Annotated in this window: 21 protein-coding genes; 7 read left to right on the top strand and 14 right to left on the bottom strand. The window is 70.9% G+C overall.

The features are described from left to right. The first annotated feature begins 26 nt into the window (after positions 1-26). Positions 27-1,007, top strand: coding sequence for a COX15/CtaA family protein (locus ABD705_RS11295; RefSeq protein WP_344783616.1), 981 nt, complete (start codon positions 27-29; stop codon positions 1,005-1,007). A gap of 16 nt (positions 1,008-1,023) precedes the next feature. Here the strand turns inward: ABD705_RS11295 and ABD705_RS11290 are convergent, their stop codons facing one another. Then, a complete protein-coding gene (locus ABD705_RS11290; RefSeq protein WP_344783614.1) occupies positions 1,024-1,935 on the bottom strand; it encodes a heme o synthase in 912 nt (303 codons plus the stop codon). Between the two features lie 223 nt (positions 1,936-2,158). On the opposite strand from ABD705_RS11290, the gene tkt reads away from it, so the two are divergent. From tkt to pgl, 6 genes are read left to right on the top strand one after another with little or no spacing between them, the layout of a single operon-like run. Next, positions 2,159-4,255, top strand: a complete 2,097-nt coding sequence (tkt, locus tag ABD705_RS11285) for a transketolase (protein ID WP_344783612.1) — start codon at positions 2,159-2,161, stop codon at positions 4,253-4,255. Further along, entirely contained in the window at positions 4,252-5,370 is a 1,119-nt protein-coding gene (tal, locus tag ABD705_RS11280; RefSeq protein ID WP_344783610.1) for a transaldolase, read from the top strand. Before tkt ends, tal begins: the two co-directional genes overlap by 4 nt. Then, entirely contained in the window at positions 5,367-6,983 is a 1,617-nt protein-coding gene (locus ABD705_RS11275; RefSeq protein WP_344783608.1) for a glucose-6-phosphate isomerase, read from the top strand. Before tal ends, ABD705_RS11275 begins: the two co-directional genes overlap by 4 nt. Positions 6,984-6,997: 14 nt before the next feature. Continuing rightward, positions 6,998-8,563 (top strand): glucose-6-phosphate dehydrogenase, encoded by a 1,566-nt coding sequence (zwf, locus tag ABD705_RS11270; protein ID WP_344783606.1) that lies wholly within the window; start codon positions 6,998-7,000, stop codon positions 8,561-8,563. Then, a complete protein-coding gene (locus ABD705_RS11265) occupies positions 8,560-9,513 on the top strand; it encodes a glucose-6-phosphate dehydrogenase assembly protein OpcA (RefSeq protein ID WP_344783604.1) in 954 nt (317 codons plus the stop codon). Before zwf ends, ABD705_RS11265 begins: the two co-directional genes overlap by 4 nt. After that, positions 9,506-10,309 (top strand): 6-phosphogluconolactonase, encoded by an 804-nt coding sequence (gene pgl / locus ABD705_RS11260; RefSeq protein ID WP_344783602.1) that lies wholly within the window; start codon positions 9,506-9,508, stop codon positions 10,307-10,309. The genes ABD705_RS11265 and pgl overlap by 8 nt, the downstream gene beginning before the upstream one ends. A gap of 17 nt (positions 10,310-10,326) precedes the next feature. Here the strand turns inward: pgl and ABD705_RS11255 are convergent, their stop codons facing one another. The 13 genes from ABD705_RS11255 to ABD705_RS11195 all read right to left on the bottom strand — a co-directional run bounded on the left by ABD705_RS11255 (position 10,327) and on the right by ABD705_RS11195 (position 24,525). Further along, entirely contained in the window at positions 10,327-10,683 is a 357-nt protein-coding gene (locus ABD705_RS11255; protein WP_344783600.1) for an RNA polymerase-binding protein RbpA, read from the bottom strand. A 1-nt stretch (position 10,684) separates the two neighbouring features. Next, positions 10,685-10,933 carry a preprotein translocase subunit SecG gene (gene secG, locus ABD705_RS11250; RefSeq protein WP_344783598.1) on the bottom strand — a complete coding sequence of 83 codons (249 nt, stop codon included), beginning with the start codon at positions 10,931-10,933 and terminating at the stop codon, positions 10,685-10,687. Positions 10,934-11,030: 97 nt separating this feature from the next. Continuing rightward, positions 11,031-11,840 carry a triose-phosphate isomerase gene (tpiA, locus tag ABD705_RS11245; RefSeq protein WP_344783596.1) on the bottom strand — a complete coding sequence of 270 codons (810 nt, stop codon included), beginning with the start codon at positions 11,838-11,840 and terminating at the stop codon, positions 11,031-11,033. Further along, the gene (locus tag ABD705_RS11240) at positions 11,828-13,060 is read right to left on the bottom strand and encodes a phosphoglycerate kinase (protein WP_344783594.1); all 1,233 of its coding nucleotides are present in this window, start codon (positions 13,058-13,060) and stop codon (positions 11,828-11,830) included. The genes tpiA and ABD705_RS11240 overlap by 13 nt, the downstream gene beginning before the upstream one ends. A gap of 7 nt (positions 13,061-13,067) precedes the next feature. Continuing rightward, entirely contained in the window at positions 13,068-14,078 is a 1,011-nt protein-coding gene (gene gap, locus ABD705_RS11235) for a type I glyceraldehyde-3-phosphate dehydrogenase (protein WP_344783592.1), read from the bottom strand. Positions 14,079-14,175: 97 nt separating this feature from the next. Then, positions 14,176-14,802, bottom strand: coding sequence for a superoxide dismutase (locus ABD705_RS11230; protein WP_344783590.1), 627 nt, complete (start codon positions 14,800-14,802; stop codon positions 14,176-14,178). Positions 14,803-14,914: 112 nt separating this feature from the next. Continuing rightward, positions 14,915-15,892, bottom strand: a complete 978-nt coding sequence (whiA, locus tag ABD705_RS11225; protein ID WP_344783588.1) for a DNA-binding protein WhiA — start codon at positions 15,890-15,892, stop codon at positions 14,915-14,917. Positions 15,893-15,950: 58 nt separating this feature from the next. Further along, positions 15,951-16,835 carry an RNase adapter RapZ gene (gene rapZ, locus ABD705_RS11220; RefSeq protein ID WP_344783587.1) on the bottom strand — a complete coding sequence of 295 codons (885 nt, stop codon included), beginning with the start codon at positions 16,833-16,835 and terminating at the stop codon, positions 15,951-15,953. Positions 16,836-16,877: 42 nt separating this feature from the next. Further along, a complete protein-coding gene (gene uvrC / locus ABD705_RS11215; RefSeq protein WP_344783585.1) occupies positions 16,878-18,746 on the bottom strand; it encodes an excinuclease ABC subunit UvrC in 1,869 nt (622 codons plus the stop codon). A gap of 5 nt (positions 18,747-18,751) precedes the next feature. Continuing rightward, a complete protein-coding gene (gene uvrA, locus ABD705_RS11210) occupies positions 18,752-21,652 on the bottom strand; it encodes an excinuclease ABC subunit UvrA (protein ID WP_344783583.1) in 2,901 nt (966 codons plus the stop codon). A 76-nt stretch (positions 21,653-21,728) separates the two neighbouring features. Continuing rightward, on the bottom strand, positions 21,729-22,247 hold the full coding sequence (locus tag ABD705_RS11205) for a hypothetical protein (RefSeq protein WP_344783581.1): 519 nt from the start codon (positions 22,245-22,247) through the stop codon (positions 21,729-21,731). Beyond that, positions 22,244-23,506 (bottom strand): DUF58 domain-containing protein, encoded by a 1,263-nt coding sequence (locus tag ABD705_RS11200; protein ID WP_344783579.1) that lies wholly within the window; start codon positions 23,504-23,506, stop codon positions 22,244-22,246. The genes ABD705_RS11205 and ABD705_RS11200 overlap by 4 nt, the downstream gene beginning before the upstream one ends. Further along, the gene (locus tag ABD705_RS11195) at positions 23,506-24,525 is read right to left on the bottom strand and encodes an AAA family ATPase (protein WP_425562083.1); all 1,020 of its coding nucleotides are present in this window, start codon (positions 24,523-24,525) and stop codon (positions 23,506-23,508) included. Before ABD705_RS11195 ends, ABD705_RS11200 begins: the two co-directional genes overlap by 1 nt. Positions 24,526-24,529: the final 4 nt, after the last annotated feature.

The raw sequence follows: 24,529 nt of genomic DNA, 5'->3' as shown, positions 1-24,529 counted from the left end.
CGGATTGCCACGGAGGCCCCATTCCGATGTCTACGGACCTGTCCAGCCGCACCCCCGCAGCCCGCGGCCGCCGCTTCTGGAGCTGGCTGCCCACCGGCGCGGACCGCCGCGTGCGCGTCGCGGGCTGGATCTCGTTCATCACCGAGCTGATGATCATCGGCACCGGCGGCGCGGTGCGCCTGACCGGGTCGGGCCTGGGCTGCGAGTGGCCGCTGTGCGCCCCGGATTCGCTGATTCCGGTGGCCGGGATGGGACTGCACTCGTACATCGAGTTCGGCAACCGGATGATGACCGGCGTGGTGGGGCTGGCCGCCCTGGCCGTGCTGATCCTGGTGCTGCGGCTGCGCAAGACCCGCCGCGATCTGTGGTGGCTCGCGGTCGTGGTGATCCTGGCGGTGCTCGCACAGGCGGTCGTCGGCGGCATCACGGTGCTGACCGGGCTGAACGCCGGGATCGTCGGCTTCCACTTCCTGGCATCCCTCGCCCTCGTGGCCACGACGGCCGCGTTCGTGGTGCGGGCCTACACCGAGCCGGGACCGCGCGCGCTCGTGGTGCCGCGCGGGCACGCCACCCTCGTGTGGGTGACAGCCGGGATGACCGTCCTGACCCTGATCGTCGGCGTGGTCACGACGGCCTCGGGCCCGCACTCCGGCGACGACTCGGTGGTGCGGCACCTGCTCAACCCCGACATCATGGCGCACGTGCACTCCGCACCGGGGTACGCGCTGCTCGCCCTGACCCTGGCGGTCGTGGCGTGGGCGTCCGCGGCGCGGCTGGCCACGCTGCGGTGGGGCATCGTGCTGCTCGCGGTGCTCGTGGTGCAGATCCCCGTCGGCATCTACCAGGCACGCGACGGACTGCCGGCGCTGGCCGTGGGCGTGCACATGATGCTGGCCGGCATGGCCGCCGCCGCGATGACGGTCCTCGTGATGCGCGTGAGCGCGCCGGTCCCCCCGGCCGCCGCGGCAGCGGGTTCCGCCGCGCCCGTGGCGGCGAAGGTCGAATAGAGTCGGCGGGCGCGCGTCAGAACGGCAGCAGCGGGTCGATCGCGACGGCCAGGAACAGCAGCGTCAGGTACGTGATCGACGCGCTGAACACGCGCATCGGGCGCACCAGCAGGCCGCGCACCGAGCGGCTGTAGAGGACATGCCCCTCGTAGATGAACCATCCGCCGAACACGACGGCCGCGACGCTGTAGACCAGGCCCATGTGCCCGACCGGGATCAGCAGCAGCGAGCAGACCACGGTCGCCCAGGCGTACAGGATGACCTGGATGCCGACCTGGGCGCCGTTGCGGGTCGCCCCCAGCATCGGCACATCCACGTCGGAGTAGTCACCCTTGTACTTCATCGACAGCGGCCAGTAGTGCGGCGGCGTCCACAGGAAGATGACCGCGAACAGCACCATCGGCGGCCACGCGACCGATCCGGTCACGGCGGTCCAGCCGATCAGCACCGGGAAGCAGCCGGCGATGCCGCCCCACACGATGTTCTGCTCGGTGCGGCGCTTCAGGATCAGCGTGTAGATGACGACGTAGAAGAAGATCGCGAACGCCGACAGCGCCGCGCTCAGCAGGTTCGTGAAGGCCCACAGCCATGCCGTCGAGACGATGGCCAGCACCCACGAGAAGATCAATGCGCCCCGCGGCGATGCCGCGCCGGTCACCAGCGGCCGGTTCTCGGTGCGGTGCATGTGCACGTCGATGTCGCGATCGATGTACATGTTGAACGACGCCGCCGACCCGGCCGACATGGCGCCGCCGATGACGGTGGCCGCCACCAGCCACAGGTTCGGCACGCCCTGCGCGGCCAGGAACATGACGGGAACAGTGCTGACCAGCAGCAGCTCCATGACGCGCGGCTTCGTCAGTTGGAAGTACGCGCGGACCTTGCGACCCAGGTACGCCGCGGAGTACGGCTGACCGAGGTGCGCCACCGCGGCACGAGACGTCGTGGTGATGACTATCGCCCCCTCTGGACCCGACCTGGGAACTCCCCAAGTCTACGGCACGAATGCTCCCGGGATCCGTCCCGGGAGCGTGTCACCGACCGCATCCTGCGCACCCCGTATCGCTATGCTGAGAACTACACGCGCGCCCTGCGCCATTGCCGCGGCGACGCGGCCGCCAGGGCTCCCCGTACTCACGAAAGGCGGCCCTGTGTCGGATCTGCGTTGGGAAGACATCGATCGGCGGGCGGTGGACACGGTACGTGTCCTCGCGGCGGATGCTGTGGAGAAGGTCGGCAACGGCCACCCCGGCACCGCGATGAGCCTCGCACCGGCGGCGTACCTGCTCTACCAGCGGGTGATGCGCCATGACCCGGCCGACACCCACTGGATCGGCCGCGACCGGTTCATCCTGTCGTGCGGGCACTCTTCGCTCACGCAGTACATCCAGCTGTACCTGGGCGGCTTCGGCCTGGAGCTGACCGACCTCGAGCAACTGCGCACGTGGGGCTCGCTGACCCCGGGACACCCGGAATACGGCCACACCAAGGGCGTCGAGATCACCACCGGCCCGCTCGGCCAGGGACTGTCCTCGGCGGTCGGCTTCGCCTATGCGGCCCGGTACGAGCGCGGCCTGCTCGACCCCGACGCCCCCGCCGGCACCTCGCCGTTCGACCACTTCGTATACGTGATCGCGTCGGACGGCGACCTGCAGGAGGGCATCACCAGCGAGGCCTCGTCGCTGGCCGGGCACCAGAAGCTGGGCAACCTCGTGGTCATCTACGACGACAACCAGATCTCGATCGAGGACGACACGAACGTGGCGTTCACCGAGGATGTCGCGGCCCGCTATGCCGCATACGGCTGGCACGTGCAGACCGTCGACTTCAAGCGCACCGGCCAGTACGTCGAGGATGTCGCCGAGCTGAACGACGCGATCACGGCGGCGCAGGGCGAGACCGACCGCCCCTCGATCATCGTTCTGAAGACGATCATCGGCTGGCCCTCCCCCGGCAAGCAGAACTCCGGCAAGATCCACGGTGCGGCACTGGGCGCCGACGAGCTGGCCGCCACCAAGCGCGTGCTCGGCTTCGACCCGGACAAGTCCTTCGTCGTGGCCGACGACGTCATCGCACACACCCGCGAGCTGGGCGAGCGAGGCGCCGCCGCGCACCGCGAATGGCAGGTGTCGTTCGACGCCTGGGCGGCCGCCCACTCGGACCGCAAGGCGCTGCTGGACCGGCTTGAAGCCCAGGAGCTGCCGGTCGGCTTCGACGCGGCGATCCCGGAGTTCGCCGCCGGCAAGGACGTCTCCACCCGTTCCGCATCCGGTCAGGTCATCAACGCCCTGGCCGAGGTGCTGCCGGAGCTGTGGGGCGGCTCGGCCGATCTCGCCGAGTCGAACCTGACCACGATCAAGAGCGCCCCGTCGTTCAACCCCGGCGGCTGGTCGACCCACGAGTGGACCGCGAGCCCGTACGGGCGGGTGCTGCACTTCGGCATCCGTGAGCACGCGATGGCCGCCATCGTCAACGGCATCGTGCTGCACGGGCCGACGCGCGCCTTCGGCGGCACGTTCCTGATCTTCTCGGACTACATGCGCCCGGCCGTGCGACTGGCCGCGCTGATGAACATCCCGTCGATCTTCGTGTGGACGCACGACTCGGTGGCGCTGGGCGAGGACGGCCCCACGCACCAGCCGATCGAGCAGCTGGCGGCACTGCGCGCCATCCCGAACCTCACCGTCGTGCGCCCCGCCGACGCCAACGAGACCGCACACGCCTGGGCCGAGCTGCTGCGCCGGCACGCCGGACCCGCAGGGCTGGCGCTGACCCGGCAGAACCTGCCGACGTTCGCGCGCGGCGACGGCGAGGCATCCGGCGACACGCTCGCCTCGGCCGAGTACACCACCAAGGGCGCGTACATCCTCGCCGAGGCCGAGGACGGCACGCCCGATGTGATCCTGATCGCGACCGGCTCCGAGGTGCAGCTCGCACTGGCCGCCCGCGAGCAGCTGAAGGCCGAGGGGGTGGCCGCCCGCGTCGTCTCGGCGCCGTCGCTGGAATGGTTCGCCGAGCAGGATGCCGCCTACCGGGAGCACGTGCTCCCCAAGGCCCTGACCGCGCGCGTGTCGGTCGAGGCGGGCGTGGCGCTGTCGTGGCACGGCATCGTCGGCGACCGCGGCCGCTCGGTCTCGATCGAGCACTTCGGCGCCTCGGCCGATTACAAGACGCTGTTCGAGAAGTTCGGCATCACCGCCGACGCCGTCGCCGAGGCGGCGCGACAGACTCTGAAGGAGAACGCATGAGCAATCCCACCCAGCAGCTGACCGACCAGGGCGTGAGCATCTGGCTGGACGACCTGTCCCGTCGCCGCATCACGACCGGCAATCTCGCCGACCTGATCGCGAACCACAACGTCACCGGCATCACCACCAACCCGACCATCTTCGCCGGCGCGATCAGCCACGGCGAGGGCTACCAGGACCAGGTGGCCGAGCTGGCCGGCCGCGGCGCGGACGCCGACCAGGCGATCTTCGAGATCACCACGACGGATGTCCGCGACGCGTGCGACATCATGAACGGCGTCTACGAGTCCACCGGCCACGTCGACGGGCGCGTCTCGATCGAGGTGTCCCCCGATCTGTCCGACGACACGGCAGCCACGACGGCGCAGGCCGCGCTGCTGTGGAAGACGGTCGATCGCCGCAACGCCTACATCAAGATCCCGGCGACCCGCGCCAGCCTGCCGTCGATCACGGCGTCCATCGCCGCCGGCATCTCGGTCAATGTCACCCTGATCTTCTCGCTGGACCGCTACGCCGAGGTGGTCGAGGCGTACCTGGCCGGCCTTGAGCAGGCGCGGGCCGCGGGCCTGGACCTGTCGGAGATCTTCTCGGTCGCGTCGTTCTTCGTCTCCCGCGTGGACACCGAGGTCGACAAGCGCATCGCCGCCCTGGGCACCGACGCCGCCACCGCACTGAAGTCCAAGGCCGGCATCGCGAACGCGCGGCTGGCCTACGAGCTGTTCGAGACCAGCTTCGCGACCGACCGCGCGAAGGCGCTGCTGGCCGCCGGCGCGCACCTGCAGCGCCCGCTGTGGGCCTCCACCGGCGTCAAGGACCCGTCGCTGCCCGACACGCTGTACGTGACCGAGCTGGTCGCCCCGGGCGTGGTCAACACGATGCCGGAGAAGACGCTGGATGCCGTCGCCGACCACGGTGTGATCACCGGCGACACGGTGACCGGCAACTACGCCGACGCGCACGCGGTCCTCGACTCGCTCGCCGACGTGGGCATCGACTTCGCCGACGTGACGCAGCTGCTCGAGGAGGAGGGCGTCAGCAAGTTCGTCGCCTCCTGGCACCAGCTGGCCGACACCGTGACCGAGGCGCTGTCCGCCGCGGCGGGCGCTGACAAGTGAGCTTCGAGGTCCGCGTCAGCGGTGCGGTCCGGGACATCGCCGAGGCGATCGTCCCGGGCCTGGTCGCGGACCTCGTGGCCTCGGGCATCACCGCCCAGGACGCCACGCTGTGGGGTCCCGCCGCCCAGGACGAGGCGTCGCGCCGTCTGGGCTGGGTGCAAGCCGTGTCCGTCTCGCGGCCGCTGGTGGATGAGATCGTCGCGCTGCGCGAGGAGTTCGTCGCCGCCGGCCTGACCCGCATCGTGCTCGCGGGCATGGGCGGCTCGTCGCTGGCGCCGGAGGTGATCGCCCGCACCGCCGGCGTCCCGCTCGTGATCGTGGACACCACGGCACCCGGCGAGGTGCTGGCCGCACTGGATGGCGACGAGGACGGCGACCTGGCGCAGACCGTGCTGGTCGTCTCATCCAAGTCCGGATCCACGGTCGAGACCGACGCGCTCCGCCGCGTGTTCGAGACGTCGTTCCGCGACCTGGGCATCGACCCGGCCCAGCGCATCGTCGTGGTCACCGACCCCGGTTCGCCGCTGGCCGAGTCGGCCGCCGTCGCCGGCTACCGCGTGTTCGAGGCCGATCCCGCCGTGGGCGGCCGCTACTCGGCGCTGACCGCGTTCGGGCTGGTGCCGGCAGGACTCGCGGGTGCGGACCTGACCGAACTGCTCGATGAAGCGGATGCCACGCTGCTGGAAGTCGCCATCGACGGCCCGCAGAACCCGGCGCTGACCCTGGCCGCCGCGATCGCCGGCGGCGCGCCGGTGCGCGACAAGCTGGGCCTGATCGCGGACGGCACCCACATCGTGGGACTGCCGGACTGGATCGAGCAGCTGCTGGCCGAATCGAGCGGCAAGGACGGCACGGGCATCCTGCCCGTCGTCCTCCTGCCGGTCTCGCCTGAGCTGGATGCCCGCCCCGCTGACCTGCAGGTGCTGCGCCTGGTCGATGAGGCGGCGCAGTTCCATCTGTTCGGCCGGCACGAGGGCGAGATCCTGGTCAGCGGGTCGCTGGGCGCCCAGTTCGTGGCGTGGGAGTACGCCACCGCGATCGCCGGCCGCATCCTCGGCATCGACCCGTTCGACCAGCCGGATGTGGAAGGCGCCAAGGCCGCCACCCGCGCGCTGCTGCAATCGCGTCCCGAGCCGGTGCCGGCGGCGTTCACAGCGACCGGCGTCGAGGTGCGCGCGAGCGAGGCCGAACTGACCAGATCGGGCACCCTCGCCGGCGTGCTGGACGCACTGTGGGCGCGGCTGGGTCCGAACGGCTACGTCAGCGTGCAGGCCTATGTCGACCGGCAGCAGCTGGGCGAGCTGGCCGGTCTGCGCGAGATGGTCGCGGCCGATTCCGGCCGCCCCACCACGTTCGGCTGGGGCCCGCGCTTCCTGCACTCGACCGGGCAGTTCCACAAGGGCGGACCCGCCACCGGCGTGTTCCTGCAGATCACCGAGCGCACCGAGGTCGATGTGCAGATCCCCGGCCGCCCGTTCACCTTCGGCCAGCTCATCGCCGCGCAGGCCGCCGGCGACGCCGCGGTCCTGGCCGCGCACGGCCGCCCCGTCCTCACCCTCACCCTCACCGATTCCCCGGCCGAAGTGCTCTCGCTCTTCGAAGCCGCCCTGTAGGAGCTCATCGATTCATGACAGTGGAGATCACCCGGGATCACAACCCGTTGCGCGACCCGGAAGATCGTCGGCTGAACCGGATCGCCGGTCCCAGCGCGCTGGTCATCTTCGGCGTCACCGGGGACCTGTCCCGCAAGAAGCTGATGCCGGCCGTGTACGACCTCGCCAACCGCGGCCTGCTGCCGCCCGGGTTCGCCCTGGTCGGCTTCGCCCGGCGGGACTGGCAGGACCAGGATTTCGCCGAGGTCGTCTACCAGGCCGTCAAGGCGCACGCCCGCACCCCGTTCCGCGACGAGACCTGGCAGCAGCTGCTGCAGGGCATCCGGTTCGTCTCGGGTGAGTTCGGCGATCCGGCGGCGTTCGCGCGGCTGCGCGACACGGTCGAGAGGCTCGACGTGGAGCGCGGCACGATGGGCAACCACGCGTACTACCTCTCGATCCCGCCCAAGGCCTTCGCCGAGGTGGCCGAGCAGCTGAAGAGCTCGGGACTGGTCGATGACACCGCCGACCAGCCTGACCGCTGGCGGCGCGTCGTGATCGAGAAGCCGTTCGGCCACGACCTGGCCTCGGCGCGCGAGCTCAACAGCGCGCTGCGCTCCGCGTTCCCCGCCGACTCGATCTTCCGCATCGACCACTACCTCGGCAAGGAGACGGTGCAGAACATCCTGGCGCTGCGGTTCGCGAATGAGCTGTACGAGCCGATCTGGAACCGCAACTACGTCGACCATGTGCAGATCACGATGGCCGAGGACATCGGCGTGGGCGGGCGTGCCGGCTACTACGACGGCATCGGCGCCGCCCGCGACGTCATCCAGAACCATCTGCTGCAGCTGCTGGCGCTGACCGCGATGGAAGAGCCGATCTCGTTCAATGCGCACGACCTGCGCACCGAGAAGGAGAAGGTGCTGGCCGCGGTCACGCTGCCCGAGGACCTGTCGCTGGCCACCGCCCGGGGTCAGTACGGCGGCGGTTGGCAGGGCGGCGAGCAGGTGCACAGCTTCCTCGACGAGGACGGCATGGACCCGCAGTCCACGACCGAGACGTATGCGGCGGTGAAGCTGAACATCAACACCCGCCGCTGGGCCGACGTGCCGTTCTATCTGCGCACCGGCAAGCGGCTCGGCCGCCGGGTGACCGAGATAGCCGTCGTGTTCAAGCGCGCGCCCGAGCACCTGTTCACCCGCAACCAGACGTCGGGTCTGGGCCAGAACGCGCTGGTCATCCGAGTGCAGCCCGACGAGGGCGTGACGATCCGGTTCGGCTCGAAGGTGCCCGGCGGCAGCACCCAGGTGCGCGACGTGACGATGGACTTCGGCTACGGGCACGCCTTCACCGAGGCGAGCCCGGAAGCGTACGAGCGACTGATCCTGGACGTGCTGCTGGGCGACCCGCCGCTGTTCCCGCGGCATGAGGAGGTCGAGCTCAGCTGGAAGATCCTCGACCCGATCGAGCAGTACTGGGCCGGGCTGGATGCCTCCCCGCACCGCCGGCCGCTCGAACAGTACACCCCCGGCGGCTGGGGCCCGCGCTCGGCCGACGAGCTGCTGGCCCGCGACGGCCGGATGTGGAGACGCCCATGATCATCGACCTGCCCGACACCACCGTCAGCAAGATCGCGAAAGCCCTCGTCAACGTCCGCGAAGAGGGCGGCGCGGTCGCCCTCGGCCGAGTGCTGACGCTCATCATCCTGGTGCGCCACGGCGCCGAGGAGGAGGGCATCGAGGCGGCCAATGACGCCTCCCGCGAGCATCCCATGCGCGTCATCGTGCTGATGAGCGATCCGCACGGTGCCGACGCGGATGCCGACCCCCGCCTGGACGCGCAGATCCGGGTCGGCGGCGACGCCGGCGCCAGCGAGGTCATCGTGCTGCGCGCGTACGGTGCCGCCGGCAACAATTCCGAGAGCCTCGTGACGGGTCTGCTGCTGCCGGACGCCCCGGTGGTGGCGTGGTGGCCGCGCAACGCCCCGAAGCGCCCGTCGCGGACCTCGATCGGCAAGATCGCGCAGCGGCGCATCACGGATGCCGCGACCCAGGCCGACCCGGGGGCGTGGGTGGCCGGCCTCGGCGAGCACCATGCGCCGGGTGACACGGATCTGGCGTGGACGCGCCTGACGCACTGGCGCGAACAGCTCGCTGCGGTGCTCGACCAGCCGCCCTACGAACCCGTCACCGCCGTCGAGGTGTCCGGCGCCGGCGACTCGCCGTCCACCGGCATGCTGGCGGCCTGGCTGCGGCTGGCGCTGGATGTGCCGGTGCGCTGGAACTATCTGCCTCCCGAGGAGTGGGCCGCCGGGATCAAGTCGGTGCGCCTGGTGCGCCCCTCCGGCGACACCCTGCTGGAGCGACCCGTCTCCGGCGAGGCCGTGCTCACCCAGCCCGGTCAGCCCTCGCACGAGCTGGCCTTCCCCCGCCGCACGCTGCGGGAGTGCCTGGCCGAAGAGCTGCGGAGCCTCGATCCGGACCTGCTGTATGGTCGAGTGATCACGGAGGGCTGGACGCTTCTGGAAGGCGGCGACGACGATGGCTGAGGGTTCCACGGCCAAGCGCGTTCTGGTCCGATCCGACCCGCAGACGCTGGCCGACGCCGTCGCGAAGCGGTTCTACAGCCGAATCGGCAAGCGGGTGCAGGGCGGTGGGGTCGCGCACATCTCGCTGACCGGCGGCGGTATGGGCACCGCTGTGCTGCGCGCCGCGGCGGCCCGCCCGGAGCGGGACCAGATCGACTGGTCGAAGGTGCATTTCTGGTGGAGCGACGAGCGATTCGTGCCGTCCGACTCCCCCGAGCGCAACGACGTGGGCGCGGACGGCGCACTACTGGATCTGCTGGACATCCCGCCGGCGAACATCCACCGCATGGCCGCGAGCGACGACGGCATCGACATCGAGGCCGGCGCGGCCGCCTATGCGGCCGAGCTGGCCCGGTTCGGCCCGGCCGAGAGCACCGCGACCGGGGTGCTCAGCGGGCCGTGGCCGTCGTTCGACATCTGCTTTCTGGGCGTCGGACCCGACGCGCACATCGCGTCGCTGTTCCCGGACCGGCCCGAGATCCGGATCACCGATCGCACCGCGGTCCCGGTGCTGGGCTCGCCCAAACCGCCGCCGAACCGGATCACGCTGACCCGGCCGGTGATCAATTCATCGCAGCGGGTGTGGCTGGTCCTGGCCGGCGCCGACAAGGCGTCCGCGCTGGGCCTGGCGCTGGCCGGCGCCAGCTATCACAGCGTGCCGGCGGCGGGGGCCAAGGGGCGCCGCCGCACGGTCTTCTTCGTCGACGCGGCAGCGGCTGCGGCCGTGCCGCCCGAGCTCATCGACGGGGACTACTAGAGCGCGACCGGCCGCGATCAGTGCTGGCCGCGTCGTTCGCGCAGCTGGCTGAGGGCGTCCGCCAGCAGCGTCTGGGCCTCTTCGTCGGTGCGGCGCTCCTTCACATAGGCCAGGTGCGTCTTGTACGGCTCGGGCTTGGCCATCTCGGGCGGGTTCTTCTGATCGCGCCCGGCCGGCAGGCCGGAGTGCGGAGAGTCGATGGTCTCGGGGATCTCTTCGGCCGGGATGTCCGCGGCGAAGTATCGGACGGTCTCGTTGCCCAGCGCGTCCCAGTAGGAGACCGCGACCCGCTCGGCGTGGTAGCCGTGGTCCTGCTCGCCCATGGGGCCGGCACCCACCCGGGTGCCGCGGATCGCGTTGCCGCCGGTGGCCATCTCACAGACCCCCGACCTTGGTCAGCAGTCCGAGCGCGACGATCGTGACGAACCACGCGAGCCCCAGCACCACGGTGAAGCGATTCAGGTTGCGTTCGGCCAGTCCCGACGATCCCAGTGACGAGCCCATGCCGCCGCCGAACATGTCGGACAGGCCGCCGCCGCGTCCCTTGTGCAGCAGGATCAGCAACGTCAGCAGGAGACTGGTCAGCCCCAGGATCACCTGCAGCACGAACTCGAGGATTTCCACGCTATGCGCCTTTCGCGGCGGCCGTTCGGCCGTACCGGGTCAAGTATACGGGAGGGGATGCCGGGGGCTGGATCGGACGCCCGGCCCCCGCTTCGACTCAGACGCCGACGTGCTTCTGGTAGCGGATGATGGCGGCGAACTCGTCCGCCACGAGGCTCGCACCGCCCACCAGCGCGCCGTCCACATCGGGTTCGCGCATGAATGCGGCGATGTTGCCGGATTTCACCGATCCGCCGTACAGCACCCGGGTGCGCGCGGCCGCGTCGGCGCCGATCGCTGCGGCGACGACGTCGCGCAGCGTGGCGCACACCTCCTGCGCCTGGTCGGGGGTGGCCGCCTGCCCCGATCCGATCGCCCAGACCGGTTCGTAGGCCACCACGACCTCGGCCCCGGAGGCAACGCCGGCGAGGGCGGCCTGCAGCTGGCCGACCGGCACGGCGCTGGCGCCGTGGGTCTGCAGGTCTTCGGCGGTCTCGCCGACGCAGATCACCGGCACCAGCGAGTGCCGCAGCGCCGCCTGCACCTTGGCGGCGACGACCTCGTCGGTCTCGTCGTGGTAGGCGCGGCGCTCGGAGTGCCCGATGATGACGTACCGGCAGTCCAGGCGCGCCAGGAACGCGCCGGAGACCTCGCCGGTATAGGCACCGGACTCGTGCGCGGACAGGTCCTGCGCGCCCAGGGCGAACGGGATCTTGTCGGCGTCGAGCAGCGTCTGCACGGTGCGCAGGTCGGTGAACGGCGGGAACAGCGCGACCTCGACCGAGCCGGGCTCGTGCCGGGCATCCTTCAGCGCCCAGTGCAGCTTCTGCACCAGCGCCACCGCTTGCAGATGGTCGAGGTTCATCTTCCAGTTGCCGGCGATCATCGGCGTGCGGCGGGCGTCGCCGCCTGCGGTCACTGCTCCCATCCGAGCACCTCCAGTCCGGGCAGCTTCTTGCCCTCCAGAAACTCCAGACTCGCGCCGCCTCCGGTGGAGATGTGCCCGAATCGATCATCCGTGAAGCCGAGCTGGCGCACTGCGGCGGCGGAGTCTCCGCCACCGACCACGCTGAGCCCGGCGACCTCGGTCAGCGCCTGCGCGACGGCCTGGGTGCCGGCGGCGAACGCCGGCATCTCGAACACGCCCATCGGGCCGTTCCAGAACACCGTCGTGCTGCTGCGGATCGCCGCGGCGAACTGCTGCGCCGTCGCGGGACCGATGTCCAGGCCGAGCCCGGACGCCCCGAACGGAGTGTCCTCCAGCGCGTCGGCGGCGGCGACCACGTGCTCGGCATCGGCGGCGAAGGATGCCGCAACCACGGCATCCACCGGCAATACCAGCTCGATGCCGCGCTCGGCCGCCGTCTGCAGGTAGCCGCGCACCCGATCCAGCTGGTCCTGCTCGAGCAGGCTCGCGCCGACCTTGTGCCCTTGCGCAGCCAGGAACGTGAACATCATCCCGCCGCCGACCAGCAGCTTGTCAACGCGCGGCAGCAGGTGCTCGATGACGCCCAGCTTGTCGCTGACCTTGGAACCGCCCAGGACGACCGTGTACGGGCGCTCGGGGTTCTCGGTGAGCCGGTCCAGCACGTCGACCTCGGTCGCGATCAGCAGCCCCGCCGCGGACGGCAGCAGCTGTGCCAGCTCATAGACGCTGGCCTGCTTGCGATGCACGACGCCGAACCCGTCTGAGACCAGCGCGTCGCCGAGGTCCGCCAACTGTGCGGCGAACGCCGCACGGTCGGCGCCATCGGATGCCGTCTCGCCCGGCTGGAAACGGAGGTTCTCGAGCACCGCGACGTCGCCGTCGCCGAGGGCGGCCACGGCCTCCTGCGCCGAGGCCGCCACCGTGTCGCGCGCGAACGCGACCGGCTTGCCGAGCAGTTCGCTCAGCCGCTGCGCCACCGGCGCGAGTGAGAGCGTCGTAACGTCACCGGCGACGGGGCGGCCCAGGTGCGAGCACACCACGACGCGGGCGCCCTGGTGGATCAGCGCGTTCAGGGTCGGCAACGACGCGCGCACGCGGCCGTCATCGGTGATCTGGCCGTCCTTGAGGGGGACGTTCAGATCGCAGCGGACGACGACCCGCCGGCCCGCGAGGGAACCGCCCAGGCGCGCCGGCAGGGTGTCGAGGGTGCGCAGAGCCACGGGCGACTCAGAGCCGCTCGGCGACGTACTCGGTCAGGTCGACGAGACGGTTGGAGTAGCCCCACTCGTTGTCGTACCAGCTGGAGACCTTGACCAGGTTTCCGCTGACGTTGGTCAGCAGGGAGTCGAAGATCGACGAGTGCGGGTCCAGCTGCACGTCGCTGGAGACGATCGGGTCTGCCGTGTACTTCAGGATGCCCTGCAGCGGCCCGGACTCGGCGGCCGCGCGGTAGACCGCGTTGATCTGGTCGACGGTCAGGTTGTCGGTTCCCACGACCGCGGTCAGGTCGACGATCGAGCCGGTGGGCACCGGCACCCGGTACGACGAGCCGCTCAGCTTGCCGTTGAGCTCGGGCAGCACCAGGCCGATGGCCTTGGCGGCACCGGTCGAGGCCGGGACGATGTTGATGGCGGCCGCGCGGGCACGGCGCAGATCGGCGTGCGGGCCGTCCTGCAGGTTCTGGTCCGCGGTGTAGGCGTGCGCGGTCATCATGAAGCCGCGCTCGATGCCGAACGCGTCGTTGAGGACCTTGGCCAGCGGGGCCAGACAGTTGGTGGTGCAGCTCGCGTTGGAGAGGATGTTCATCGTCGCGGGGTCGTAGGTCTGCTCGTTCACACCCATCACGAACGTGCCGTCCGAATCGGAACCCGGTGCCGAGATGATGACCTTCTTGGCGCCGCCGGCGAGGTGCTTGCTCGCATCTGCGGCCTTGGTGAACCGGCCGGTGGACTCGATGACGATATCGGCGCCCAGTTCGCCCCAGGGCAGCGCACCCGGGTCGCGCTCGGCGAAGACCTTGATGGTGTTCTCGCCGACCGTGATCGCGTCGCCGTCGTAGCTGACCGGCGCACCGAGGCGGCCGCCGACCGAGTCGTAGGTGAGCAGGTGTGCCAGCGTCTTGTTGTCGGTCAGATCGTTGACGGCGACGATGTCGAGGTCAGCGCCCTGCGCGAGTGCCGCGCGCAGGAAATTGCGGCCGATGCGGCCGAAGCCGTTGATTCCGATCTTGACGGTCACGGAGATTCTCCCAGTTGTTGTGTCGTGCGCGAGTGCGCGGGATTCCTTCACGGACAACGGCGTCCCGGCGGGCATCCCGCCGGGACGTCCGCACCTGCTACGACAGTACCAGCAGCCCCGCGGTCTTCTCCCGCGCTGCGGCCAACCGGTCCGCGACGTTCTGCCAGTTGGCGATGTTCCAGACGGCCTTGATGTAGTCGCCCTTCACGTTCAGGTAGTCCAGGTAGAAGGCGTGCTCCCACATGTCCAGCTGGAACAGCGGGATGGTGCCCTGGGCAGTGTTGCCCTGCTGGTCGAACAGCTGCTGGATGATCAGCTGCTGGCCCATCGGATCCCAGCTGAGCACTGCCCAGCCGGAGCCCTGGATGCCGGTGGCGGCCGCCGTGAAGTGGGCTTGGAACTTCTCGAACCCGCCGAAGAACTCGTCGATGGCCGCCTTCAGCTCGCCCTCGGGCTGCCCGCCGCCGTCCGGCGACAGGTTGGTCCAGAAGATCGAGTGGTTGACGTGGCCGCCGAGGTTGAACGCGAGGTCCTTCTCGAGCTTGTTGACATTGGCCAGGTCGCCCGCGTCACGGGCGGCGGCGAGGCCCGCCAGCGCGTTGTTGGCGCCGGTGACATAAGCCCCGTGGTGCTTGTCATGGTGGAGCTGCATGATCTTCCCGCTGATATGCGGCTCCAGCGCGGCGTAATCGTAGGGGAGGTCGGGCAACGTGTAGTTCGCCATATTCTCTTCTTCCTATCGGCGCCGCGCCGAACACGGCAGCGAAGAGGCTCCCGGACGCAGCGAAGGTGACACCTTCATCCTACCGAGGCCGGACCCACCGGTGGTGGTGCCCTCAGCCCTCGACGCCGGCGGGCACCGCCGACTCGGTGCCGGGGATGCCCTCGATCTCGGCCTTCTTGTCGGCCATCGCCAGCAGCCGCCGGATCCGGCCGGCCACGGCATCCTTGGTCAGCGGCGGCTGCGCGTGGTGGCCCAGCTCGTCCAGGCTCGCGTCGCGATGGGCCAGGCGCAGCGCGCCCGCCTCGTGCAGGTGCTCGGGCACCTCGTCGCCGAGGATCTCCAGCGCGCGCTCCACACGGGCGCAGGCGGCGACGGCGGCCTGCGCCGAGCGGCGCAGGTTCGCGTCGTCGAAGTTCACCAGCCGGTTCACTCCGGCACGCACCTCGCGGCGCTGACGCAGCTGCTCCCACGCGGCGGCAGCGCGGGCGGCGCCCATGACCGCCAGGACGGAGCGGATGGCTTCGCCGTCGCGGACCACGACCCGCGGCATCCCGCGCACTTCGCGTGCCTTCGCGGCCACGCCGAGGCGGTGCGCGGCCCCGACGAGTGCCATCGCGGCTTCGGATGACGGGCAGGCCACCTCGAGGGCGGCGGATCGGCCTGGATCGCTGAGCGTGCCGGCGGCCAGGAAGGCGCCGCGCCACACCGCGGCAAGATCGGGCCGGGCGCCGGTGGTGAGCGCGTTCGGCAGCCCGCGCACCGGGCGACGCCGCTGGTCGAGCAGCCCGGTCTGGCGGGCCAGAGTCTCCCCCGCTTCGATCACGCGCACGGCGTATCGCGCGCCGCCGGTCGAGCCCGCGCTCTGCACCTGCACCAGCTCGGGCCGCACGCCGTAGATCTCGGCCAGCTCGCGGGCGGTGCGGCGCGCGACCTGCTCGGAGTCGACCTCCGCCTCGACCGCGACTCGCCCCGCGATCGAGTGCAGCCCGCCCGAGAAACGCAGCAGCGCCGTCAGCTCGGCCACGCGCGCCGTCGGTCGCGTATCGCGCAGGGTGACGAGCTCTGCCTTCACATCGGCGGTCAGCGGCACGGTGCTCCTCGGGAATGGGTTCGAAACAGACAGGGACGGCGATCCAGCCTACCCGGGCTTACTCCCGGCCCAGATCGCGGTGCGCGACGCGCACCGCGACACCGGGCGCCTCGGTCAGGCGACGGGCGAGCTCGACGGCCATCACCACCGAGCGGTGCTTGCCGCCGGTGCAGCCGATCGCGATCACGCTGTGGCGCTTGTTCTCGCGCTGGTAGCCGGCCAGCACGGGCATGGCGACGGCGGTATAGGCGTCCAGGAACTCGCTCGCGCCGGGCTGGGCCAGCACGAATTGCCTTACCGGCTCGTCTTCGCCGGTGAGGGAGCGCATCGACTCGTCCCAGAACGGGTTGGGCAGGAACCTCATGTCGGCGACCATGTCGGCGTCCACCGGCAGACCGTATTTGAAACCGAAGCTGAGGATCGTCAGGGTGTGCTGCGCGGCCCCGCGCTCGCCGAACAGGTCCACGACGTGGGTCGCGAGCTGGTGGATGTTGAAGTCGGTCGTGTCGATGACGATGTCGGCGGTCTCACGGATGCTCTTCAGCCGCTCGCGCTCGCGGCGGATGCCGTCGAGGATGGTGCCGTCGCCCTGCAGCGGATGCGGCCGGCGCACCGCCTCGTAGCGGCGCACCAAGACATCGTCGGAGGCGTTCAGGAACACCACGCGCAGCTGCTCGCGCGCACTGCGCAGCGCGCGGGTGACCTGGGGCAGCTCGGCGAACAGGCTGCCGCCGCGCACGTCGACGACGGCGGCCACGCGCGGCAGCGCACTGGCGGCCAGGCCCGACAGATCCAGCAGCGGCCCGAGCATCTGCGGCGGCAGATTGTCGACGACGTACCAGCCCATGTCCTCCAGCGCGTTGGCGGCCGTGGATCTGCCGGCACCGGACATCCCCGTCACGATGAGGATCTCGCTCGCCGGCTGCTGTTCGGACTCCGCCACTGGTGTTCCCCCGATCACGAGCTCCCAGCCTACCCAGCCCCGCTATGGCCTCGCCAGGTGCTGATGCACGGCGGCGGCCAGCTTCGGCCCGATCCCCGGCAGCGCGGTGATCTCCTCGGGCGTGGCCTGGCGCAGCCGGGCTACCGAGCCGAAATGGCGCAGCAGCGCCTTGATGCGCGCCTGGCCGAGCCCGGGGACCTCGGACAGCACGGTCGTGATGTCGCGCCGCCGGCGGGTGCGCTGGTGGGTGATGGCGAACCGGTGCGCCTCATCGCGCAGGCGCTGCAGCAGATAGAGCGCCTCGGAGGTGCGGGGCAGGATCACCGGGAAGTCCTGTCCGGGCAGCCACACCTCCTCCAGCCGCTTGGCGATGCCCGCCAGGGCGATCTCACGATGACCCGATTCGGCCAGCGCCGCAGCCGCCGCGGCCACCTGCGGCTGGCCGCCGTCGACCAGCAGCAGCTGCGGCGGGTAGGCGAACCGGCGCTTGCGGGTGCCCGCTTCGGCATCGTCGGGCGGGTCGGGCTGGTCGAGGTAGGCGAGCCGGCGCATCAGCACCTGGTGCATCGAGTCGGTGTCGTCGGTGGTCTCGGGGATGTGGAACGAGCGGTACTGGTCCTTGCGGGGCAGTCCGTCTTCGAACACCACCATCGAGGCGACCACGTTCGTGCCGCCCAGGTGCGAGATGTCGTAGCACTCGATGCGCAGCGGCGCCTCGGTCATGCCCAGGGCCTCCTGCAGGTCGGTCAGCGCCTGCGTGCGCGCGACGTAGTCGCTGGTGCGCCGGGTCTTGTGCAGCATCAGCGCCTGCTGGGCATTGCGGGTGGCGGTCTTCATCAGCTCGGCCTTGCGCCCGCGCCGGGCCACCGAGATGTCGACCTTGCGGCCGCGGCGCTCGCGCAGCCAGAGCTGCAGCTCCTCGGCATCCTCGGGCAGCTGGGGCACGATGATCTGGCGCGGGATGTCGGAGGGTGCGGCCCCGCCGTAGACGCGCTGGAGCACTTGGTCGATCAGCTCGCCGCCGCCGATCTCGAGCTCTTTGTCGATCGTCGTCGCCCGCACGCCGCGCACCCGCCCGCCGCGCACGATGAAGTGCTGCACGGCCGCGGACAGCTCATCCTCGGCGATGCCGAACAGGTCGGCGTTCATGTCGGCCGCCAGTACGAGGGCGCTCTTGCTGAGCACGGCGTCGATGGCCGCCAGCTTGTCGCGATAGCCCGCCGCGGCCTCGTAGTCCATCGCGGCCGCCGCGGCCCGCATCCGACCGGTCAGCTGGACGCGGAACCGCTCGTCGCCGCCGGAGAGGAAAGCGACGAAGTCGTCGACCATCTGTCGGTGCTCGGCGATGGACACCGTCATCGAGCAGGGCCCGCCGCAGCGGCCGATCTGACCCGGGAAGCACGGCCGGCCGGTCGCCATCGCCTTCTTGTACGACGCGTCGCTGCAGGTGCGGATCGGGAACACCTTGATCATCAGATCGATCGTGTCGTGCACCGCCCACACCTTCGGATAGGGACCGAAGTACCTGGCACCAGGGATCTTGTGGTTTCGGGTGACGATCACCCGCGGCGCCTCGTCGGCGAGGGTCACGGCCAGGTAGGGGTAGGACTTGTCGTCCTTGTAGCGCACGTTGAACTGCGGCTTGAACTCCTGGATCCACATGAACTCCAGCTGCAGCGCCTCGACGTCGCTGCCGACCGTCGTCCATTCCACCGAGGCCGCCGTGGTCACCATCCGCCGCGTGCGCTCGTGCAGCGTGCGCAGCGGCGCGAAGTAGTTCGACAGCCGGGCGCGCAGATTCTTCGCCTTGCCGACGTAGAGGATGCGCCCCTGTGCGTCGCGGAACCGGTACACCCCCGGCTCGGTGGGGATCTCGCCCTGCTTCGGCTTGTAGGAGAGCTCTTCGGCCATCGCGCCTAGCCGGCCTTACGCCGCTGCGCGGCGGTGCCCAGCACCTCGGCGAGGAACGCACCGGTGTACGACGCCTCGACCCGGGCGATCTGCTCGGGCGTGCCGGTCGCGATCACGGTGCCGCCGCCGGCGCCGCCCTCGGGGCCGAGGTCGATGACCCAGTCCGCCGACTTGATCACGTCGAGGTTGTGCTCGATGACGATCACCGTGTTGCCCTTGTCGACCAGCCCCGACAGCACGCCCAGCAGCAGCTTGACGTCTTCGAAGTGCAGGCCGGTGGTGGGCTCGTCCAGCACGTACACGCTGCGTCCGTTCGACCGGCGCTGCAGCTCGGTGGCCAGCTTCACCCGCTGCGCCTCACCGCCCGAGAGCGTCGTGGCGGCCTGGCCGAGTCGCACGTATCCCAGACCGACATCCACCAGGGTCTTCAGGTAGCGGTGGATCGCCTGGATCGGCTCGAAGAAGTCCGCCGCCTCGGCTATCGGCATCTCGAGCACCTCGGCGATGTTCTTGCCCTTGTAGTGCACCGAGAGCGTGTCGCGGTTGTACCGCTTGCCGTGGCAGACCTCGCAGTCGACGTAGACGTCGGGCAGGAAGTTCATCTCGATCTTGATCGTGCCGTCGCCCGAGCACGCCTCGCAGCGCCCGCCCTTGACGTTGAAGCTGAACCGGCCGGGCCGGTAGCCGCGCACCTTGGCGTCGGGCGTCTCGCTGAACAGCGTGCGGATGCGGTCGAACACCCCGGTGTAGGTGGCGGGGTTGGACCGCGGCGTGCGGCCGATCGGCGCCTGGTCGACGTGCACGACCTTGTCGAGGTCGTCGGTGCCGGTGACCCGGGTGTGCTTGCCCGGCACCGTGCGGGCACCGTTGAGCCGAGAGGCCAGCACCTGGTACAGGATGTCGTTGACCAGCGACGACTTGCCCGAGCCGCTGACACCGGTCACGGCCGTCATGACGCCGAGCGGGAAGTCGACGGTCACGTTCTGCAGGTTGTTCTCGCGCGCGCCGACGACGCTGAGCATCCGCTTCTTGTCGACCTTGCGGCGGCGTGCGGGGGTCGCGATCTCGCGACGGCCGGCGAGGTAGTCGGCGGTCAGCGACGCGGGCTCTTCCAGCAGCTGCGCGAGCGGTCCGGAGTGCACCACGGTGCCGCCGTCCACACCCGCGCGCGGGCCGATGTCGACGATCCAGTCGGCCGCGTGGATGGTCTCTTCGTCGTGCTCGACGACGATCAGCGTGTTGCCCAGGTCGCGCAGCGTCAGCAGCGTCTCGATGAGCCGCCGGTTGTCGCGCTGGTGCAGGCCGATCGAGGGCTCGTCGAGCACGTACAGCACACCGGTCAGGCCCGAGCCGATCTGGGTCGCCAGCCGGATGCGCTGCGCCTCACCGCCGGAGAGCGAGCCGGCCGCGCGGCCGAGGTTCAGATAGTTCAGCCCGACCTGGATGAGGAAGTCCAGCCGCAGCCGGATCTCACGCAGCACCTGCGCGGCGATCTTGGCCTCGCGGTCGGTGAGCTTCAGGTTCTGGAAGTATTTCTGCGCGTCGGCCAGGCTCATCCGCGACGCGTCGGCGATCGAGTGCCCGTGCACCTGGACGGCCAGCACCTCGGGTTTGAGCCGGTCGCCGTGGCACGCCGCGCACGGCACCTCGCGCAGGAACTCCGACCAGCGGTGCCGCGCGCTGTCGGACTCGGCCTGCAGATACTGCCGCTCGATGTAGGGCACGACGCCCTCGAACCCCGAGGTGTACCGCATCTCGCGCCCGTAGCGGTTGCGCCACTTCACAGTCACCTTGAAGTTCTCGCCGCGCAGCACGGCCTCGCGCACCCGCTCGGGCAGCATCCGCCAGGGGGTGTCCAGCGAAAACGACAGGTCGTCGGCCAGCCCCTCCAGCAGCCGCTCGTAGTACTGGAAGAGCCCCTTGCCCTGCGTCGTCCAAGGGATGATGACGCCCTCGCGGAGGGACAGGTCCTCGTCGCCGAGCATCAGGTCGACGTCCACCGACATCCGGGTGCCCAGGCCCGAGCAGGTGGGGCACGCGCCGAACGGCGCGTTGAACGAGAACGTGCGCGGCTCGATCTCGGTCAGCGCCAGCGGATGCCCGTTGGGGCAGGACAGCTTCTCGGAGAAGCTCTGCCAGGCGGCATCCCCGGTCTCGTCGACGAAGTTGACCTGCATCAGCCCGTCGGCCAGACCCAGTGCCGTCTCGACCGAGTCGGTGATGCGGCCCAGGATGTCGGGGGCGGCCACCAGCCGGTCGACGACGACCGCGATGTCGTGCTTGTAGCTCTTCTTCAGCTTCGGCGGGTCGCTCAGCGGGGCGAGCTCACCGTCGACCACGGCACGCGCGTAGCCCTTGGCGCTGAGCTCGGCGAACAGGTCGACGAACTCGCCCTTCTTCTGCGTGACCACCGGCGCGACGATCTGATAGCGGGTGCGCTCGGGTAGCTCGAGGAGCCGGTCGGCGATCTGCTGCACGGTCTGGCGCTGGATGACGTGCCCGCATTCGGGGCAGTGCGGCACCCCGATGCGCGCCCAGAGCAGTCGCATGTAGTCGTGGATCTCGGTGATCGTGCCGACCGTGGAGCGCGGGTTGCGGTTGGTCGACTTCTGGTCGATCGACACGGCCGGGCTGAGCCCCTCGATGAAGTCGACATCGGGGCGGTCGACCTGGCCGAGGAACTGGCGGGCGTAGGCGCTCAGCGACTCGACGTAGCGGCGCTGCCCTTCGGCGAAGATCGTGTCGAACGCCAGGCTCGACTTGCCCGAACCGGACAGCCCGGTGAACACGACCAGGGCGTCGCGCGGGATGTCGAGGTCGACGTTGCGCAGGTTGTGCACGCGGGCACCACGGACACTGAGCTTTCCGGACGAGTTTCCAAACGCGGCGACAGGGATGATGGGCACCGGACAAGTCTATTTGCGACCTCGGACATCGGCCCGCCGTTCGCCCTGGGCACCGGCACGCGCGGCCGGGCCGCGCTCAGCGGCGCGGTGCCAGCGCACGCAGCAGCACGGCGATCGCGACCGCGCACACTGCCGCGGCCACCGCGACGAGGCCGGCCGGGACGAGCCCTTCCCGCGGCATCCGCTGCGCCAGCAGCCCCACCACCAGCAGCACCTGCGCGGGGACCTGCACGAGCAGCCAGCGTCGTGCCGGCCGCGCCAGCGCGCGCAGCTGCAGCACGCCGCGGGCGGGCAATGCCAAGGTCAGCGAGCCGAGGGCGTGCAGCAGGTGCACGACGACGAGCGCGAGATACGGATGCCAGTCCCCTGCGGTCGGCAGATGGCCGAGCTGGGCGAGGGCCACCACCAGCAGCGCCCCCCAGGTCAGCAGCGAGGTCGGCCAGATCGCGCCCGCCAGCGCCATCACCAGGGCGGCGATCGCGTACGGCGGCGGCGCCAGCGCGAACGCCGCGCCGGCGACGACGACCACGGCCGCCCGCAGCGCCATCAGCGGCACGCTCGCGGCGGCCGGGCGCCGGGTGCCCGCGCCGCTCATCGCCGCCGCCGCATCCGCGTCATCGACCGCAGCGCCGCGGTGCGCAGTCCGGGGTCCGTGTCCCACTGCAGCACGTCGGCGCCGACCGCCCGCAGCTCGGCCAATCGGTCCGAGCGCGCACCCAGCACTATCCGGGAGGCGACCAGTTCGGGGGCCGTCAGGCGCTCACTGCGCAGCTGCGGCAGCGTGTCCACGGCCAGCACGCGGTGCCCCGCAGCCCGCCACAACCCGATCAGGCGCACCGTCTCGTCGTCGAGGAACGTGGACAGCAGCACGACGAGCGCGCCGCGCGGCACCAGCGGCGTGCGGCTGCGGCTGAGCCGCTGCTGCGGGGTGACCGCGCAGATCGCGGCGCGCAGCCGCTCGCGGTGGCGGGCGCCGGAGCCGCGCGGCACGGCGCTGCCGGCACGCGAGAGCACCTGGAACGACACCTGGTCGGCGGTGCCCAGGTAGGCGCATGCCAGGCTCCACGCCGCCTCGCGGGCGACATCCATCGAGGTCGGCGCCTGCCGCGATCGGTCGCCGCGCACCCAGTCCCCCACCATTCCGGTGATGTCGTCGCCGTCGTCGAGCACGAGCGCCAGGTCGATGTCGCTGGTGGCCTGCGTGCGCCGCACGAACAGGTCGCCGGGCCTTCGGGCCAGCCGCGCCGTGGCCTTCCAGTCGATGCGCGCCGGCCGGTCGCCGGAGGCGAACGGGTGGATGTCGCGGAACTCGCCGCCGTCGCCCGGCCGCGGTGCGTCGTGCGCGCCGGTCAGCCCGGTGGGCACCCGCGACAGCGGCAGGAACGGCAGCGCACGGGCACGGGGTTCGATGACCGCCCGGGTGCGCCCCGGATAGGTGTCGGTCCAGGTGCCGTCGGCGCGGATCGCGACGGCGCGCAGGCGCAGCAGTTCCTGGTCGCCGGTGTGCACCGTGTCCAGGTCGAACGTCGCCTGCCCGTGGCCGGGCACCGCCACAGCCCGAGTGCGCGCGCCCAGTTCGACTGCGCTCAGCAGCACCAGATCGGCTCCGGGTGCGCGCACCGCCGCCCGCACCCCGATCGCGGTGGAGCGGGTGCCGGGCTCGCCCGGCAGCACGTCGACGGTCACCTCCGGGTCAGCCGCCGCCGCGGTCGCGGCGTAGCCGAGGGCCACGGCGCACAGCAGTGCGACGCCTGTCACCGCCAGGTCGACCCGGCCGAAGCCCAGCGCGACCGCGAGCAGGATCAGCCCGCAGCCCGCCCCCGCCGCTGCCGCCGGGGTGATCCCGGGCCGCATCAGGGCTCGGCGCTCGCGCGCGCCAGGGTCGGTGGGCCGGCGACCCTCGACGCGATTGCCTCGACCACCCGCGCCGGCACGACCCCGGCCGCCCACGCCGCCGGTGTCAGCGTCAGCCGGTGCGCCAGCACCGGCACCGCCACCCGTTTGACGTCGTCGGGGGTCACGTAGTCGCGCCCGTCGATGACCGCGAGGGCGCGCGCGACCAGCATCAGCGCCTGCGACCCGCGCGGCGAAGCGCCCACTTCGACGGAGCCGTCGGCGCGGGTGGCGGCCGCCAGGTCGACGCAGTAGCGGATGATGTCGGGATCGGTGTGCACGCGCTCCACACCCGCCTGCATCCGCAGCAGCTGCGCGGGATCGATCACCCGGCGCACGTGCGCGACCTCGGTGCGGCGCGCGATGCGCCCGGCGAGGATGCGCTCCTCGTCGGCACGGTCCGGGTAGCCGACGCTCAGCCGCACCAGGAAGCGGTCCAGCTGGGCTTCGGGCAGCGCATAGGTGCCCTCGTACTCGATCGGGTTGGCGGTGGCGATCAGGTGGAACGGCTGCGGCAGCGGGTAGCTGACCCCTTCGACCGTGACCTGTCCCTCGGCCATCGCCTCCAGCAGCGCGGACTGCGTCTTGGGGGCGGTGCGGTTGAGCTCGTCGGCCAGCAGCAGACCCGTGAACACCGGTCCGGGCCGGAATTCGAACTTCCCGGAATCGGGGGCGTACACGAACGAGCCGGTGATATCGGCCGGCAGCAGGTCGGGGGTGCACTGCAGTCGCCGGAAGGCGAGCCCGGATGCCTCGGCGAGGCACCGTGCGGCGAGGGTCTTGCCGAGCCCCGGCACGTCTTCGAAGAGCACATGCCCGCCGGCGAGCATCGCCGCCAGCGCAAGGCGCAGCGGTTCGGCCTGGCCGACCACGACCGTCCCGATCTCGTCGAGGATGGCCCGCGCCGTCTCGCCGACGCGTTCCGGCGGATAGGCGTCGGGGGCGTCGGGGCGGGCGGGATCGGTGCTGGGTTCGGGCACGGTC

Origin of the sequence: Microbacterium kribbense (assembly GCF_039537285.1) — a bacterium.
Taxonomy (GTDB): domain Bacteria; phylum Actinomycetota; class Actinomycetes; order Actinomycetales; family Microbacteriaceae; genus Microbacterium; species Microbacterium kribbense.
The sequence above is the reverse complement of the archived record's forward strand: the minus strand, read 5'-3'. Positions and strand labels throughout refer to the sequence as shown.

Excerpts from the sequence above, each read along its gene's own strand:
- pgl (WP_344783602.1), top strand. The coding sequence starts at position 9,506 with ATGGCTGAGGGTTCCACGGCCAAGCGCGTTCTGGTCCGATCCGACCCG.
- ABD705_RS11255 (WP_344783600.1), bottom strand. The coding sequence starts at position 10,683 with ATGGCCACCGGCGGCAACGCGATCCGCGGCACCCGGGTGGGTGCCGGC.
- ABD705_RS11265 (WP_344783604.1), top strand. The coding sequence starts at position 8,560 with ATGATCATCGACCTGCCCGACACCACCGTCAGCAAGATCGCGAAAGCC.
- zwf (WP_344783606.1), top strand. The coding sequence starts at position 6,998 with ATGACAGTGGAGATCACCCGGGATCACAACCCGTTGCGCGACCCGGAA.
- uvrC (WP_344783585.1), bottom strand. The coding sequence starts at position 18,746 with ATGGCCGAAGAGCTCTCCTACAAGCCGAAGCAGGGCGAGATCCCCACC.
- tal (WP_344783610.1), top strand. The coding sequence starts at position 4,252 with ATGAGCAATCCCACCCAGCAGCTGACCGACCAGGGCGTGAGCATCTGG.
- ABD705_RS11230 (WP_344783590.1), bottom strand. The coding sequence starts at position 14,802 with ATGGCGAACTACACGTTGCCCGACCTCCCCTACGATTACGCCGCGCTG.
- ABD705_RS11295 (WP_344783616.1), top strand. The coding sequence starts at position 27 with ATGTCTACGGACCTGTCCAGCCGCACCCCCGCAGCCCGCGGCCGCCGC.
- ABD705_RS11200 (WP_344783579.1), bottom strand. The coding sequence starts at position 23,506 with ATGCGGCCCGGGATCACCCCGGCGGCAGCGGCGGGGGCGGGCTGCGGG.
- tpiA (WP_344783596.1), bottom strand. The coding sequence starts at position 11,840 with ATGGGAGCAGTGACCGCAGGCGGCGACGCCCGCCGCACGCCGATGATC.
- ABD705_RS11205 (WP_344783581.1), bottom strand. The coding sequence starts at position 22,247 with ATGAGCGGCGCGGGCACCCGGCGCCCGGCCGCCGCGAGCGTGCCGCTG.